A 14,260-nucleotide genomic window follows, 5' to 3' on the forward strand; every position below is an offset into this window, starting at 1 on the left:
ATTCGCCAGTATTCATTGATTATTCGCAAATAGGCTTCGGTATTCACCTTACAAATTACGAAGCAGAGCTATCAGTTCATCCTTTCGTCGTAGAGAAACAGGAACCCGGCTTCCGTTTTTCATCAGAATACTTCCCCCTTCCGATTTCTCATACCTGTCAAAATGGTCCAGGTTCACCAAATGCGATTGGTGGCATCGGAAGAAGTGGAATTCTTCTAATATTTCATGATAATACTTCAGCGTTCTGGAAACCAGAATAGATCGGCCATCAGCTAATATGAATTGTGTATAATTCACATCGGATTCACACCGAACAATCTCCGAAACCTTGATGAGATAAGTATTTTGTGCATCGGTGAGCACTAGTTTCTTTTCATTGCTTGCTGCATTGTGTGTATAGGCGCCGATTTTGATGTCCTGATCCAATCTTTCTCTGGCTTTTCCGATCGATTTTATCAAGTCATCGGGATCAATGGGCTTCAGTACATAATCCAGCGCAGAGAATTTAAATGCCTTGATGGCATAGGCATCGTGTGCGGTCACAAAAATGGTGGGTGGCTTTTCTAGTAATTGGGCCAATAGATCAAACCCGGTACCATCTTGCATTTCTACGTCCAGAAACAGCAGATCGGGCCTGGTTTCACTCAGCAGCGCTAACCCCTCTTTCACACCTCCGCCTTCACCTATCACCACAAGATCAGTGGCATAGATCTTCAACAATGATTTCAGGTTGTCCCTCATGGAGGGGTTATCATCAATAATTATGACGTTCACGGGCGCGCAGATATCTAATTATCAAAGTTAATTGATGTAACTTCCTGTGGGACTCTCTATTTCTGAAAGATCAGAATACGAAGAGATCAAGATTACTAACATAACTGCTATGAGAAAGTACTTGCAATTAGGATTGATCATCATCGGCTTTAGCTGTGGCCAACAACCTGTTCAGGAATATACGACTCCTGATGCGATCGATGAACTGATGTCCTACTGTCACGAAACAGGATTGTTCAACGGGACGATCCTGGTTGCAAAAGGAGAAGAAATAATCTATCGAAATGCTTTTGGTATCGCCAATTACGAAAAAAATGAATTGCTGACTCCTGAAACAGCTTTCTATCTGGCTTCAGTATCCAAGCAATTCACCACCACCGGAATCATGATCTTAAAAGAAAGGGGATTACTTTCCTACGATGATCCGCTTTCAAGATTTTTCCCGGATTTCCCAGACTATGGCAAAGCCGTCACCATCCGCCAAATGATGAATCATACTTCAGGTATTCCCGATCACTATGGGCTTGGCGCGTATAAGAAAGACCTAAAAAATCAGGATGTCTATACGCTTCTGACGCAACAGGAAAGTCTGAATTTTCCTTCCGGAGACAAGTATTCCTACAGCAATGGTGGTTATGTACTGCTGGCAATGATCATTGAGCAAGTTTCTGGTCAGCCCCTGCATGTATTCATGAAGGAGAACATCTTTGACCCACTGGAGATGAACAACACACTGGTGTATGATGAATCAAAGCCGGAAATCTCTCCCAGGGCCATTGGCTATTTTCCTTCGGGCGACTTGAATGACTATGAGATCCTTACCACCGGAGCCGGGGGAATGTACTCCAATGTAGATGACCTTCACCAATGGCATTTAGGGCTGTTCACGGAAAAAATAGTCTCTCAAAGCGCATTGATGGATGCATATGCTCCCACCGCCCTCAATGATGGTGAAATATCCAATTATGGATTAGGTTGGGGCGTGGATGTAGAAGAGAATTCCGTACAGCATTCGGGTGGGCTTAATGGTTTCCGGACGTTTATCAAGCGATTTCTGGATACCCAGGAAGTTTACATTATGCTCACCAATCATGGGGACGCCTTCCGACTTGATGAAATTTCAACGGCACTGGACAACATTTTAAAGGGAAAACCCTACACGCTGCCCAAAGGACCACTGTCCTATCACCTCAAAAAGCTATTCGCAACCTTCACGGTTGACGAGGCCATTTCAAATGCGAGGGCCATGAAAGATAATGATGATGTTGAAGCAGACGAAAATGGCATCAATGCTTTGGGCTTGCAATATTTGCGAAGCAAAGAATTCCCAAAAGCGATCGCGGTATTGGAATTGAATACAGAATTATTCCCTTATTCTTTCAATACGTTTGATAGTTATGGGGAAGCCTTACTCAAAAGCGGGGATACTGTTCGGGGCATTGAGAACTACCGCCGATCCATCGAACTGAATCCTAACAATGAAATTGGGATCAAAGTATTAATTGGACTTGGACTTTCGCGTGAGGAATTGGTACCTGAAGTTCTGATTGACCCAAAAGTTCTTGAAAGCTACACAGGAGATTACGAATTGCGCCAGGATTTCTTTTTGACCGTAATTCATACAAATGAACAAATGTTCATTCAAGCCACAGACCAGGATCCTATTGAGGTTTTTGCCTACAGTGAAAACCGGTTCTATGCCAAGGTCATCAATGCGCAGGTCGAGTTTAATCAGGATGATAGTGGAAAAATCACCAGCCTGACCCTCTTTCAGCGCGGTGAATATGAAGCGCCGAAGGTCAATTAGTATCTACTCCCCATATTGTGCTTCCTGAATATCCCTCCAGGATACCAGATGGATATTGCGTTCTTTGATCAGGTCTTTGAATGCCTGGTTTTGTAAAGCTTCCAGGTCTCTTTGCCGCCAAGCCGAGCCAAAGTCAGGGTGATTGACTGCTACAGCTTGCATTTCTGCATTGTCATAGGCAAAGTGCACGATGATCTCATTCAGTCCGGGCTTCATGTTCCTCAGAATATCCATGTAATACTCGTTCCAATCTCTTTCGCCGATAGCCGGACTGATCGAGAATAAACGATCCACAAGAATCTGATCCTTCATGATACTGTTCACCAATTGAGGGGCGGCAGATATGTGGCCATAAGGAATAAAAACCGGAATCTTATAGCGCTTCCCTACTCGCTGATAAGCTTCGAAAAAAGCGGGTGTTTGGAACAAGGTACCCATATGACTATCCAGATGTGTTGGTTTGATCCCAAAAGCCAGGGCGCGTTCCACCTGTGCAATGAGTTCCTTTTCTAATTCTTTCACGGTCGCACTTTGAACCACCTCCGCAACAGACGGAGGAAAATGTGCTTCCTCGTTGAGCAAGCTGGAGATCTCCGAGGCACTGGATACACCATCCCATTTATATTCATCCCACTCCGCCGTTAAAGTCAAGTGAAGCCCAAGGTCCATTTCCGGATTTTCTTTAGCGTATGCTGCTGCCTGCGGAAACCAGGGACAAGGCACCATGATACTCGCTGAATTGATGGTCCCTTCTTCTAATGCAGCAATGGTGGCTGCATTCACCGAATTGGCCACACCTAGATCATCAGCATGTAAGATCAGAAGGATCGCGTCTTTATCATAGCCAAGCTTCTCAGCTGTGGTTTGTGTAAACCCAACTTGTATTGACAATATGCAAATGACGATTAAAAAAAGTGTAGAGAGAGGTTTCATTGGCTGATGAAAAAAATCAGTTGGACAAAAGTAAGGGGAACCATTAGGATCGCAACGTTCAATCGATAGGGCGGCTTTTTGAAATAGAAGAACAACCCACACATTATCAACATAATAGGAATCAGGTAACCAAAGATGATGTAGACATTGTAGACCTGTTGGTATCGGTTTGTATTGCCATCCTGGGTAATGTAAACTGCCATAGGCTTTCTAAAAATGGTAGTAGCCTCCACTATCGTACTATCTATTTTTTGAAGGTCTCTCTTGCGAGGCAATTCACCTTTTTCAAACTTCATTTCGAACTCCTCAAAAATGATGCGATCATAGCGAGGGTTATTGCCCCCACGTTTGTACTCGACTCCCTGTAGTACAGTCATGGTGTTCTGATCATGCTGTTCGTACGGTAACAGATAATCAACAGTCAGCAGTACATTCCAAGTCAGGATCAACCATGCTACCGGCCTGAAATATCGTATCAACCTCATGATCAACAACGCTTGCTGCCTTTCTCGTTCTTGTTCCTTCTCCTTGTTTTTTCGTCGCTGCTCCGCCCGCCAAATCTCTTCTTCAGATGGCTGTTGCGTCTGACTCGACTGAAAATAGTCATCAAGCTGTGGATCAGGTCGCTCATCAGTCAAGTATTCATAGGCCGCCTTGATCTCCAGGAATTTCTCATGCGCCCCGGCTTCTGAATTCACATCTGGGTGATATCGCTTGGATAGCTCTCGATACGCAGACTTGATCTCCTCTTTGGAGGCATTTTCGGTGAGTCTTAGAACCTGAAGATGATGTGAACGCAATATTGTCTTATTGAATGAATGGGAAAGTTAGTAAAATGAGAAATCACACTTCTCCTGTTCGTTTTGTTAGCAGGATCGGCAAACTGGTGATGGTAAGGTATAGCGAGATAATGGCAATGAAGAAAAACGTTTCACGTTGATAGAAGTAGGTCTCCCAATAGGAAAACACCACGAAGACCATATAAATCAACATAAACAACAGCACTAATTGACTCATCAAAGACTTGGTTTGTTTTTTCAGCAGCCACACAACAAGTGAAATCAACGAAAAAATCACCTGTTGTGAAGGGAGGAAAAAAAGAGAAACATATACAAAATACATCGGCCCCAAATCCATAAACTCCTTCATTTCAGGAACAAAAGTCCTGGCAATCATTAACAACAAAATGATTAATAACGAAGAGAGTATAACAGATCTAAATATTGCTGTCACTTAACTACCTTCTTCCACCTTTCTTTCAATACCTCCACCGACTTTTCCAGTTGCTTCACTCCTTCCATGGTTTGAGACGTAGGCTTTACGTCAGCACCTTGCAACAAGTTCATTAGATAAATGAATTTTCCTTGTAGTCCGACGATGGTTTCTTCCTGGGGATCGCGATGATAAATACTACCGTAAAGCAAATCCTGCTCTCCGGGGTTACCTCTACCTCTTAAAGCCTGGAGTGCTGAAGTTCTACCTCCTGCGGCAATACGTTCTTCCAAATCTTCCCGCATCTCCTGCAAAGCATTATAACCATCATAGCATCTTTTGGAGTACAATCCCTGTAATTTGATGTCTGCCTCCGAAGCAGCCACCCTCGGGTCCAGTTTTACAGCGAGATCCTGCGTATAAGCATTGCCATCTACAGTTAATCGAACTTTATAGGTTCCAGGCACAACGAATGGTCCATGGGGTCCGCTTGGGGTTTTCTTCCATACTGCTGCAATAGCGAATTGCCGATTCGTTCCATTAGGAGGTTCATGCCTTAAATCCCAAACAAATCGATGATGTCCCTTTGAGGTATGAAGAGGTTCAAACGGACGAATCCAATAAGTGGGGTGTGGCAACTTCGTGGTATCAATCGATTCTGCCTGATCCGTGCTCGCATAAGAGCGGATGACTTGATTTGAGGCATCCAGTATGTCCAGTCTTACCTTGATGGCTGCTTTGGACAGGTAAAAGTCAATGATGGCTCCATCTGGCGGATTCTCCCCCGTCGGTTCCTCAGGTGGAAGTGGCGTATCGCTGAACATGTTCCAACGTACCCGATAGGCTTCAGCAACCGGATACAAAGTAGCTTGTTCTCCTGCCGCACTCAGCCCCCTCAATGGCGAAATATTGTCCAGGATCCAAATGGAACGACCGTGTGTTCCTACTACAAGATCATTGTCTTTGATGACCAGGTCCCGAATAGAAGAAGCGGGCATATTTTGACGTAGAGATTGCCAGTTCTCACCTGCATCCACTGAAAAGTAGACTTGTCGTTCCGTTCCGGCAAACAATAAACCATCTTGTTTAGGGTCTTCTTTTACCACATTAACGGGTCCATTATCAGGAAGACCATTCACGATCCTCTTCCAGGTTTTACCTCCATCTGTAGTCCGATAAATGTGAGGTCGCATATCATCTTTTCGAATGGCATTTACCGCGATGCAGGCTGTATTTTCATCAAAATGCCCCGCGTCAATGATGGAGATCTTGTCCCATGATTTCACCGCTTTCGGCGTAACTTCTTTCCAGGTTTTACCTCCATCTACGGTCAGGTGAACCCTACCATCATCAGTACCCGCCCAAATGATATTGACATCCAAAGGAGATGCTGCTACCGCATAGATCACCCCTCTTCTTTTCATGGTTTTCATTTGGGGTGTGGCAAAACCTCCAATACTTGCTGGGACTTCAGGTTGCTCGTAGGTGAGATCAGGACTGATGATTTCCCAACTGTCTCCACCATTCAGAGATTTCCAAAGCACATTGGTGGCGAAGAGTAACATGTTAGGATCGGACGGATGAAAGAGCAAAGGCATGGTTCTTAAAATACGATACTTACCCGATCGAACTGCCTCAGGAGCGACATTCTGCGACTGCCCGGTCCGCTTATCAAACTTCATCACACGGCCTCCATAAATGATATTCGGATCTTTTGGGTCTGGTGCAACATAGCCATATTCATCTGCTCCTACCCCAATGAATTCCCTGAAAGATATTTGACCTCCATTTCCACGACTCGCAATCCCAATGGCACCGCTTTCCTGCTGGCCGCCATACACCCAATAGGGAAATTGATTATCAGTGGTGACATGATAAAGCTGAGAGGTGGGTTGGTTGTACCAGGAACTCCAGGTCTTACCGGCATTCACCGTCACAGTAGCTCCCTGATCTGTCACAAAAAGCATGATATCGGGTTGTTCCGGATTGATCCAAATGCGATGGTAATCATCTCCTCCCGGTGCCCCTTTGATGGACATCCAGGATTTACCACCATCATCCGAGGTATACGAAGCAATATTTCCTACATACAGTTTATTAGGGTCTTTTGGATGCACTTTGATTTCTGCAAAATCACCTCCACGGCCCCAGAGGCGATAATCTTCGTGAATTAAAGACCAGCTTTCTCCGGCATCCTTACTTCTATAGATACCTCCATTTCGACTTGCGTCGACGGTCGCATACATGATCTTTGAGTTCGATGGTGCAATTCCCACACCAATCCTTCCCAAACCATCATCGGCAGTAGGTAATCCTTCTGTCAGTTGCTTCCAGGTACTTCCTCCATCCACTGACTTATATAGCCCACTATTATCGCCTGAAAAGCGAGCGTTTTCCCATGGCCCTTCCCGATGCTCCCACATATCCGCAAATAGGATATTGGGATCATTAGGATCGAATTCTACCTGAATGGCTCCAGTATTTTGATCGATGTAGAGCACTTTTTCCCAACTTTGACCTCCATTGGTGGTTCGGAAAACGCCTCGTTCCTTATTGGCACCATAGGGATGGCCCAATCCCGCCACAAAAACAATATCCGGATTGGTAGGATGAATGATCAAGCGCCCTACCTGCTGTACATCGGACAACCCAATGTGATTCCAGGTTTTTCCGCCATTGGTACTCTTAAATATACCATCTCCAACACCCAGGTCTGGCCGGTGTAAGCCTTCTCCCGTTCCCACGTAAATGATGTCAGGATTTACCGGAGAGACCGCCAGGTCGCCTACAGAGCCCGTGGGCGCATCATCAAAAATGGGGTTCCAGGTCCGACCAAAGTCATCTGTTTTCCAAACCCCGCCATTATTGACTCCTACAAAAAACACATTTGGCTGTGAAGGTATCCCTTCGCCTCCCACGGTTCTACTTGCCCGAAAAGGACCAATCATGCGGTACTTTAGTTCCTGGTAGTTGGACTGATCAATGGATTGCGCTGGTAATTGAGTGAATCCAAACAATGGGACCAATACCAGTATTACTTTGAGAAATCTCATCTTGAAATCAAGGTTTGGGTTGCTAAAGGACAAGTTACAGCGAGGCCGGCAAATGACATTAGCCGTCTGTGGATTTCATTGATCCTTCCTACACTTTTCTACGAAGGCTTAATCCTTCTTTCACGAACGATATTGGGTTAACTATTTTTCAGATGTCTGCATGGGGTGACTATTTCTTCAAAATTTTGTGAATTGTCACGATATAATGAGAATTCGCTACTTCGTTTACGCCTGAAAACAGGATGTACTTTCCACCATTCTTTCCCTCAATAAGGTACAAATTCACAAATCCGCCACAAGGTGATCTTGAGTACATTCCTAACTTTAGAAAAGTTTTTAGCTCCTCGAAATCCTGGCCAATATTACCTCCTGAAAATTGAGTATCAATGATTGAATCAAAATCTATTGTGATTTCTTCATCGTTGATTACTACGTTTTTCCTCAAGGATTTTGATATGGCATTATCAAAAACCAACTCGTTGCGGTCATACTCTTTCACAATCTTCATTTCTAAATGGATATAAGGCCCAGCTCCTGCAGTCCGGTATCTTCAATGAACAGCTAGTGCTTAATGTAAATAATTATTAATCCTCTCAATTGAAATCGGTAGATCTAAACACACCGATACCTCGCATTCTTCCATTCGTGTAATAGATTCACTTGCATCTACCGGGTTACATAAATTTGCATTTTGTATTGGATTAACCATGTCTTTCAGACTTTTTTACTACAGTTTACTACTTTTTTGTGGGGCAATCGTATTCGCTAATCCTGGCGAACGACGAAACTCTTTTTACGCAGAAAATCCACCCGTCATCGATGGAATCTTGAATGATGACGTTTGGCAGCAAGCCGGACAAGTCACCGGGTTCCAAACTTTTGTTCCGGATTTTTCTCAAAAAATGGAACACAAGACCATTGCCTACTGGTCCCACGACGAAGAAAACCTCTACTTCGCCTTTAAGTGCTTCGATGAACCGAACATGATCAAAACTTCTGTGGCGGCCCGCGATAAAATTCAGGATGATGATTGGGTATGCATCAATTTGGACTCTTTCAACGACAGACAAACACTTTACGGGTTTTACATCAATCCTAATGGAATCCAGATGGATACTCGCTTTGCTGGAGGTCGGGATGATGCTGGGATCGATATGATCTGGTACAGCGCAGGACAAATTGATGATGAAGGGTATACCGTAGAAATTAAAATTCCTTTTAAAAGCATTCGATATGCCGTCAAAGACGGCCAGGTGGACATGGGTGTAATCTTCGAACGAAGAATCAGCCGACTCTCAACGCAAGGCACTTTCCCTGCCCTGGATCCGGGACAAGGACTTAATTTTCTTACACAAACCATGCCGCTGCACTTCGATCGAGTGAAGAAAACGACCTTGCTTGAATTATTGCCTGCCGTGACTTACGGGAATTCTAAAATTCGGGAAGAAGGTGAAACTATCGCCGATGACCAGGCAGATCTTAGTCTTACCGCAAAATATGGCATTACTTCTGACCTCATTCTTGATGCCACGTACAATCCAGATTTTAGTCAAGTGGAAGCGGATGCCTTGCAAGTAGAAGTGAACCAACGATTTCCGGTGTTTTTCCCAGAAAGGAGACCCTTTTTTCAGGAAGGGAGTGAACACTTTACGCATGCCGGAGGTTCCGGGAGAGCTGAAATCCGAAACATTGTCAATACCCGGTCCATCGTCAATCCCATTACGGCAGGAAAGCTCACTGGAAAAATTGGCAACTCCAATATCATTTCAGTGATTGGTGCGGTGGATGAGTTGGATACAGCTTATAATGCCAATGTAGGGGTAGTTCGTTACAAGAGAGCATTTACCCGAGACAGTTATCTAGGCGGGTTCTGGACCGGGAGAAATGAGGACGATTTCTTCAATTTGGTCTATGGTCTGGATGGGCAATATCGAATCAACGACGCAAGCCTTGTCAGTGGCTATTTATTTAATTCTGGGACCCGGGAAGACATCAATGCTTCAGTAACTAATGTACACGCCGCGGCAGCCAATTTTTCAGTAAGGAACCGAACCGTGAATTACGGAGGTGGATACACCAACATCGGACAAGACTTTCAATCAGCTGTTGGCTTTGTTACTCGCACAGGCATTGTCAAATACAATGTATTCTACAGCCCCAAATTCTATCCCAAAGAAAGCCTCATCAAGCGTATCGATCCGCTGGTCTATGTATCCTACACCCTGGATAAGCCCAGCGGCCTGTATGAATACAGTTACTTCACTCGCACGAACATTACCCTACCTCGCAACACCAGATTAAATGTGTCGGCCAATTCTTCTAATGAAATATTTGAAGGTCAGAAGTTTGACCGGAGCAGCATTTCATTGGATGCACGTTCACAACTCACCAAACGGATCTTTATTTCCGGGAATTACCGTTGGCAACGCCGGCCCAATTATGGTGAATCTGAACAAGGGCGTGGAAAATCTATTCGTGGCAGTCTTATCTTCCAATTTTCAGATAACCTGAATTCCGAATGGCGGTACAATTACACCAATCTTTTCAATTCAGAAACAGGTGAGAAATACTTTGACATTCACATTCTCTCTTCGCGCAATACCTATCAGATTAACAAATACATGTTTTTCAGAGCGATTGTACAATACAATTCATTGACTCAGGTGTTGTCTCCTAACTTCCTGGCCTCATTTACATACATTCCAGGAACAGTAGTTCATTTCGGGTATGGCGCTGTACTGGACCGTAGGGAATGGGATCCTGAAACGCGGGAGTATTTTGAAGGCAGTCGACACACCGCCAAAGCACAGGGATTATTTTTCAAGGCTTCCTACTTGTGGCGGCATTGATTTGAGCAGTGAATTATAGGTTAATCTCTAATGGTCTCAGCGAGAAGCGAAGACCAGGCATCAACTTAAAACGCTGGCCTGCTTTTCCATCCTCCTACTGGAGCTACAATACTTTCGGGGACATGAACATCAAATAAAACAAGATTCCATTCTGGCTTGTCTACAACGTATTCCACAACAAACCTCTGTCCAACTTCGGAATCAATACATTCATTCGATGTACAAATACTTTCATACCTCACATGATCGATGAAGTACTCGTACTTTTTACCGACATCTTTACCAGTGATATATATTTCTGTAATCACACCAATGGTGTAATACTTTTCTGAGGACCGCTCAATCATAAATCGGTTAAAAAGTGCAATAAATACCACAAGGGCAAATACGATCCAAAACCCTATTGACAACCTATACTTTAAGTCTTTCACGATCGCTGTGGGTATCTTGGCTTCTACTCCTTCCTCACCCACCTTTTCTTGCCCTCCACAATCACCGCCAGGCTATCTGACACGATGGTGTCGATGACATAGCTCTGGTATCGCTCGCCAGACTTCAGGAAGACTTCTGTCCCTTCGATCACCATTAAAGCGATCCTGGTATCGGTGCCACTTTTGGCAATGAAACCCCGGTATTTGATATCCAATGGTTGTTCAGGAACGGGTGTTTCTTGCAACTGTGTTTGTTTTTCAGAATCGTCTTCCTCAAAATTGTCCTTTTCGGCACTAGCCAATTGTTTTAAAAAAGGATCAGGATACCTCGACTTCAATTGATAGGTCTCCGCTTCCTGACTTTCTCGCAGTGGTGTAACATAAGTTCTAGGGGCAAAATCAGTCTCACCATCGGAGGTAAAATCCACAATCCGATAGATGATGAATCCCCAGATGAAAAGTACCGCAGGTACCAGAAAATATAGATTCTTCTTGTTCTTCAAACCTATTGTACTTACTCCACCGTCAATGATCGGACGATCCGTTCGGTTTTCTTATTTCCATTCACGGCCCTTATACTCCATTGATAACTCCCTGGATTTAGGTTGACTGAAACCCGATCCTCAGTCACTTCCTGGTCACTAATGATCGAACTGATCGCATCAAATGTAGGCGTCACCAACTGAAATTCATAAGCATCCGCATCACGGAGGGGCTCCCAAATAAAAACTACCGATCCAGAATCCAAAGTGGCATTTTCCGAAGGTGATAAAATCTCTAAAGCCCGGTTTTCAAAGGCCACATCTATTGTAAGAGACCGAATCGAACGCATCGATAAAGAACTGGTATTGATGGCCTGAACACCCCACTCATAAACACCGGAATCCAATTGAACACTGGCGTTGGACAAAGCGGTTATGGTATCGGCGATAACCGTTCTAATATTTTCAAAGGAGGGGCTTACGATTCGCAGATTATAATTATTCGCATCACGAATGGTGTCCCACAAAAACACAAAAGTCCCCGCGTCGGCTTCCAGGTCTGCCGCAGGAGAGATCAAATTAGGCGCTCTGTCTGAGATATCCGGGTCGGTTATTTCAACAATGGTGAAAGAATTAGTAAAAAAGGCAGTGGTGTAGACCGAATTGGCCGCATTAACTCCCCAGGTATAGGTGCCAGGCCCTAATGATGTAGTAAAATTGGTAGCTGTGGTAATGGTATCGGCCCAAACCTGCGCAGGATTCTCAAAATCGGGAGAAACCAGCAACAACCGGTAATCTAATGCATCTTCCAGCGCTTCCCATACAAAAGTGACGCTCCCGGAATCCAACTGTACTCCCTCTGAAGGAGCAAACAACACTACTTCATCATTGGAAATATCATCCTCAATAATATCATCACAGCCCATGAAGGTCATCATAATCATGGCTACGAACAAGATCAGGGTCCATCCCAGTTTTTTTACGATTGCATGTTTCATTCTATGGGGAAATAAAGTGCCAAATAGAGTTTTGTCTCGCGTGTTCTACGATTGGTTTCTGTATCAAAGCGGATGGAGACCAGCCCCCCTCCCAATCGCCGTGTTTCAACTTCCTGAAGCAACTTCAATAATTCCCGGTAGGAACCACTGAACCTGAACAGGTTAAATTTTTCTTTGGTATCCCGTTTCTGTACTTCCGTGTATTCTACGAGTGGGGTGAGGTTAGGCTTGCTCAAACGCGTGAGCTGACGCAGCAGTAACTGTTCACCACCTTGTAAATCCAGATGTTGCAGCAGGGAATCCACTTTTTTCTTATCTCTTTTCAATACCGCCGATTTGCGATAAAGTTGATCTGCATTGACGATACTTCTTTGCAGAAGTTGATTATGATTTCTGATCTCAAGCGTCTTACTGATCGAGAAAAAATACCCCAACACCAGAATCAGGCCAGTTCCAATCAAAAAGGCCAGGTTCTTCCGCTTGTATGACCAATCCTTAAACATCCGATTTTATTGTGATCTTCAACTGGAACTTCCCTTGCCGGTAAGTATTCTCATTGATCCCATCCACCCAATCAAGGTCCTTGATCCGGTCAATCCAGTCTGCGTAGGCGACCGCATTTTCTGAAAGGCCCTCAATCCAGATCGATGCTTCTTTTTCAATGGCTTTTTTCTCATCCAGATACAGCGGACGAACAATAAGCTTATTCAACTGTATGGAGGAAGGTATAGAATGCCCTAACTCATCTGAAAACCTGGTGAAAACGGACTGATCTCCTGCATCCAACAAGTCCTGATAGGATGCCAAATAGTTTTCCATCTCCTCCACCTGTTTCTGAGTTGCCAACAAACTGGAGTTTTCCTGAACCAGCTGTTCATTTTCCTGACTTAACTGAAAAAAGAAAAATATGTTGATGAGGAAAATGAGGAAAATTGCACCTAGCACATAGGTGCCAAACTTAGACAAGAAGCGCTTGTGGGCGTATTCTTCTAACGCTAGCTTTCTATTGAAATCGGAAGGAACCGGTGCGTCTACCAGATAATTAAGGCCAGCTGCATAACTCAGCAAAATGTCCTGTTCCAAAGTTTCCTCTTCCGAAATGGCGACAGCCGTAGTTTGCTTACCAACATGATCGACTCGTGCCACTTCATCCCCTTCCATGCGGAACATGAAGCCACCTAATTCCGATGCTTCATGCTTCATCCCTTTGGCCAGCAACATCAACGGCAAAGGGGCCAGGAAAATGTTCACAACTTGATTCGTATCCGGAATGATTTTCAGGATCTGATTCAATCGCTTTTTTCGAATGATAGACACAAAAGTTCCATGCTTGTTGTCTACCTGCTGCATGAAAAATTCTTCCGGTCGCGCTTGAGGAATGATCAACTTAAGCAGCTCTTCTTTCGGAAGGGTCTTCGCCTCCACCTTACGTGTCAGTATCTCATCGCTAGCAATGCCTATTACCAAAGGCAGGTCCTTTACGGAGGAAAGCCAGGTTTCCACCCTACTTTGAGCAACAAAATGATCTTGTGATCTCAGGTTGATCTGATCCTTATCAAGATCCATCACACAGCCATAGGTTTCCCAGTCTTCACCTTCTTGTGAAAAGCTGATCGCCGCGACCTCACGCCCTCTAAGTTTGGATAATATAGGATCCAATAAACTCATTGTTTCTGTAATGGCGATGAATATATGATCAGATCGTTACTCATTTCTAATAA

13 protein-coding genes are annotated in these 14,260 nt (G+C 44.3%); 2 read left to right on the plus strand and 11 right to left on the minus strand.

Annotated features, from left to right (window positions below; all coding sequences use genetic code 11):
* Positions 1 to 48 precede the first annotated feature (48 nt).
* Entirely contained in the window at positions 49 to 774 is a 726-nt protein-coding gene (locus R8G66_20135) for a LytTR family DNA-binding domain-containing protein (protein ID MDW3194699.1), read from the minus strand.
* A gap of 109 nt (positions 775 to 883) precedes the next feature.
* Between R8G66_20135 and R8G66_20140 the strand changes: the two genes are divergently transcribed.
* The gene (locus R8G66_20140; protein MDW3194700.1) at positions 884 to 2,581 is read left to right on the plus strand and encodes a serine hydrolase; all 1,698 of its coding nucleotides are present in this window, start codon (positions 884 to 886) and stop codon (positions 2,579 to 2,581) included.
* A 3-nt stretch (positions 2,582 to 2,584) separates the two neighbouring features.
* Here the strand turns inward: R8G66_20140 and R8G66_20145 are convergent, their stop codons facing one another.
* The 5 genes from R8G66_20145 to R8G66_20165 form a co-directional block, all read right to left on the minus strand.
* Positions 2,585 to 3,472 carry a polysaccharide deacetylase family protein gene (locus R8G66_20145; GenBank protein MDW3194701.1) on the minus strand — a complete coding sequence of 296 codons (888 nt, stop codon included), beginning with the start codon at positions 3,470 to 3,472 and terminating at the stop codon, positions 2,585 to 2,587.
* 38 nt (positions 3,473 to 3,510) lie between these two features.
* Positions 3,511 to 4,314 carry a DnaJ domain-containing protein gene (locus R8G66_20150; GenBank protein ID MDW3194702.1) on the minus strand — a complete coding sequence of 268 codons (804 nt, stop codon included), beginning with the start codon at positions 4,312 to 4,314 and terminating at the stop codon, positions 3,511 to 3,513.
* Between the two features lie 43 nt (positions 4,315 to 4,357).
* Complete coding sequence (locus tag R8G66_20155) at positions 4,358 to 4,531, minus strand: hypothetical protein (GenBank protein MDW3194703.1); 174 nt, start codon at positions 4,529 to 4,531, stop codon at positions 4,358 to 4,360.
* Positions 4,532 to 4,743: 212 nt separating this feature from the next.
* Positions 4,744 to 7,779, minus strand: coding sequence for a glycoside hydrolase (locus R8G66_20160; GenBank protein MDW3194704.1), 3,036 nt, complete (start codon positions 7,777 to 7,779; stop codon positions 4,744 to 4,746).
* A gap of 169 nt (positions 7,780 to 7,948) precedes the next feature.
* Positions 7,949 to 8,287, minus strand: a complete 339-nt coding sequence (locus R8G66_20165; protein ID MDW3194705.1) for a hypothetical protein — start codon at positions 8,285 to 8,287, stop codon at positions 7,949 to 7,951.
* A gap of 199 nt (positions 8,288 to 8,486) precedes the next feature.
* Between R8G66_20165 and R8G66_20170 the strand changes: the two genes are divergently transcribed.
* Positions 8,487 to 10,628, plus strand: a complete 2,142-nt coding sequence (locus R8G66_20170; protein ID MDW3194706.1) for a DUF5916 domain-containing protein — start codon at positions 8,487 to 8,489, stop codon at positions 10,626 to 10,628.
* A gap of 65 nt (positions 10,629 to 10,693) precedes the next feature.
* Here the strand turns inward: R8G66_20170 and R8G66_20175 are convergent, their stop codons facing one another.
* The 5 genes from R8G66_20175 to R8G66_20195 are packed head-to-tail and all read right to left on the minus strand — an operon-like array spanning position 10,694 to position 14,198.
* Positions 10,694 to 11,101 carry a hypothetical protein gene (locus R8G66_20175; GenBank protein ID MDW3194707.1) on the minus strand — a complete coding sequence of 136 codons (408 nt, stop codon included), beginning with the start codon at positions 11,099 to 11,101 and terminating at the stop codon, positions 10,694 to 10,696.
* Positions 11,083 to 11,562, minus strand: coding sequence for a hypothetical protein (locus R8G66_20180; protein MDW3194708.1), 480 nt, complete (start codon positions 11,560 to 11,562; stop codon positions 11,083 to 11,085). The genes R8G66_20175 and R8G66_20180 overlap by 19 nt, the downstream gene beginning before the upstream one ends.
* Positions 11,563 to 11,573: 11 nt before the next feature.
* The gene (locus R8G66_20185) at positions 11,574 to 12,539 is read right to left on the minus strand and encodes a hypothetical protein (protein ID MDW3194709.1); all 966 of its coding nucleotides are present in this window, start codon (positions 12,537 to 12,539) and stop codon (positions 11,574 to 11,576) included.
* Complete coding sequence (locus R8G66_20190; protein MDW3194710.1) at positions 12,536 to 13,042, minus strand: hypothetical protein; 507 nt, start codon at positions 13,040 to 13,042, stop codon at positions 12,536 to 12,538. Before R8G66_20190 ends, R8G66_20185 begins: the two co-directional genes overlap by 4 nt.
* Complete coding sequence (locus R8G66_20195; protein MDW3194711.1) at positions 13,035 to 14,198, minus strand: hypothetical protein; 1,164 nt, start codon at positions 14,196 to 14,198, stop codon at positions 13,035 to 13,037. The genes R8G66_20190 and R8G66_20195 overlap by 8 nt, the downstream gene beginning before the upstream one ends.
* Between the last annotated feature and the right edge of the window lie 62 nt (positions 14,199 to 14,260).

It is taken from the genome of Cytophagales bacterium, assembly GCA_033344775.1.
Lineage (GTDB): Bacteria > Bacteroidota > Bacteroidia > Cytophagales > Cyclobacteriaceae > JAWPMT01.

What these genes read in the sequence shown, in the direction of transcription:
- R8G66_20140 (MDW3194700.1), top strand. Translation starts at nt 884, where the DNA reads ATGAGAAAGTACTTGCAATTAGGATTGATCATCATCGGCTTTAGCTGT.
- R8G66_20155 (MDW3194703.1), bottom strand. Translation starts at nt 4,531, where the DNA reads ATGAGTCAATTAGTGCTGTTGTTTATGTTGATTTATATGGTCTTCGTG.
- R8G66_20160 (MDW3194704.1), bottom strand. Translation starts at nt 7,779, where the DNA reads ATGAGATTTCTCAAAGTAATACTGGTATTGGTCCCATTGTTTGGATTC.
- R8G66_20165 (MDW3194705.1), bottom strand. Translation starts at nt 8,287, where the DNA reads ATGAAGATTGTGAAAGAGTATGACCGCAACGAGTTGGTTTTTGATAAT.
- R8G66_20170 (MDW3194706.1), top strand. Translation starts at nt 8,487, where the DNA reads ATGTCTTTCAGACTTTTTTACTACAGTTTACTACTTTTTTGTGGGGCA.
- R8G66_20185 (MDW3194709.1), bottom strand. Translation starts at nt 12,539, where the DNA reads ATGAAACATGCAATCGTAAAAAAACTGGGATGGACCCTGATCTTGTTC.
- R8G66_20190 (MDW3194710.1), bottom strand. Translation starts at nt 13,042, where the DNA reads ATGTTTAAGGATTGGTCATACAAGCGGAAGAACCTGGCCTTTTTGATT.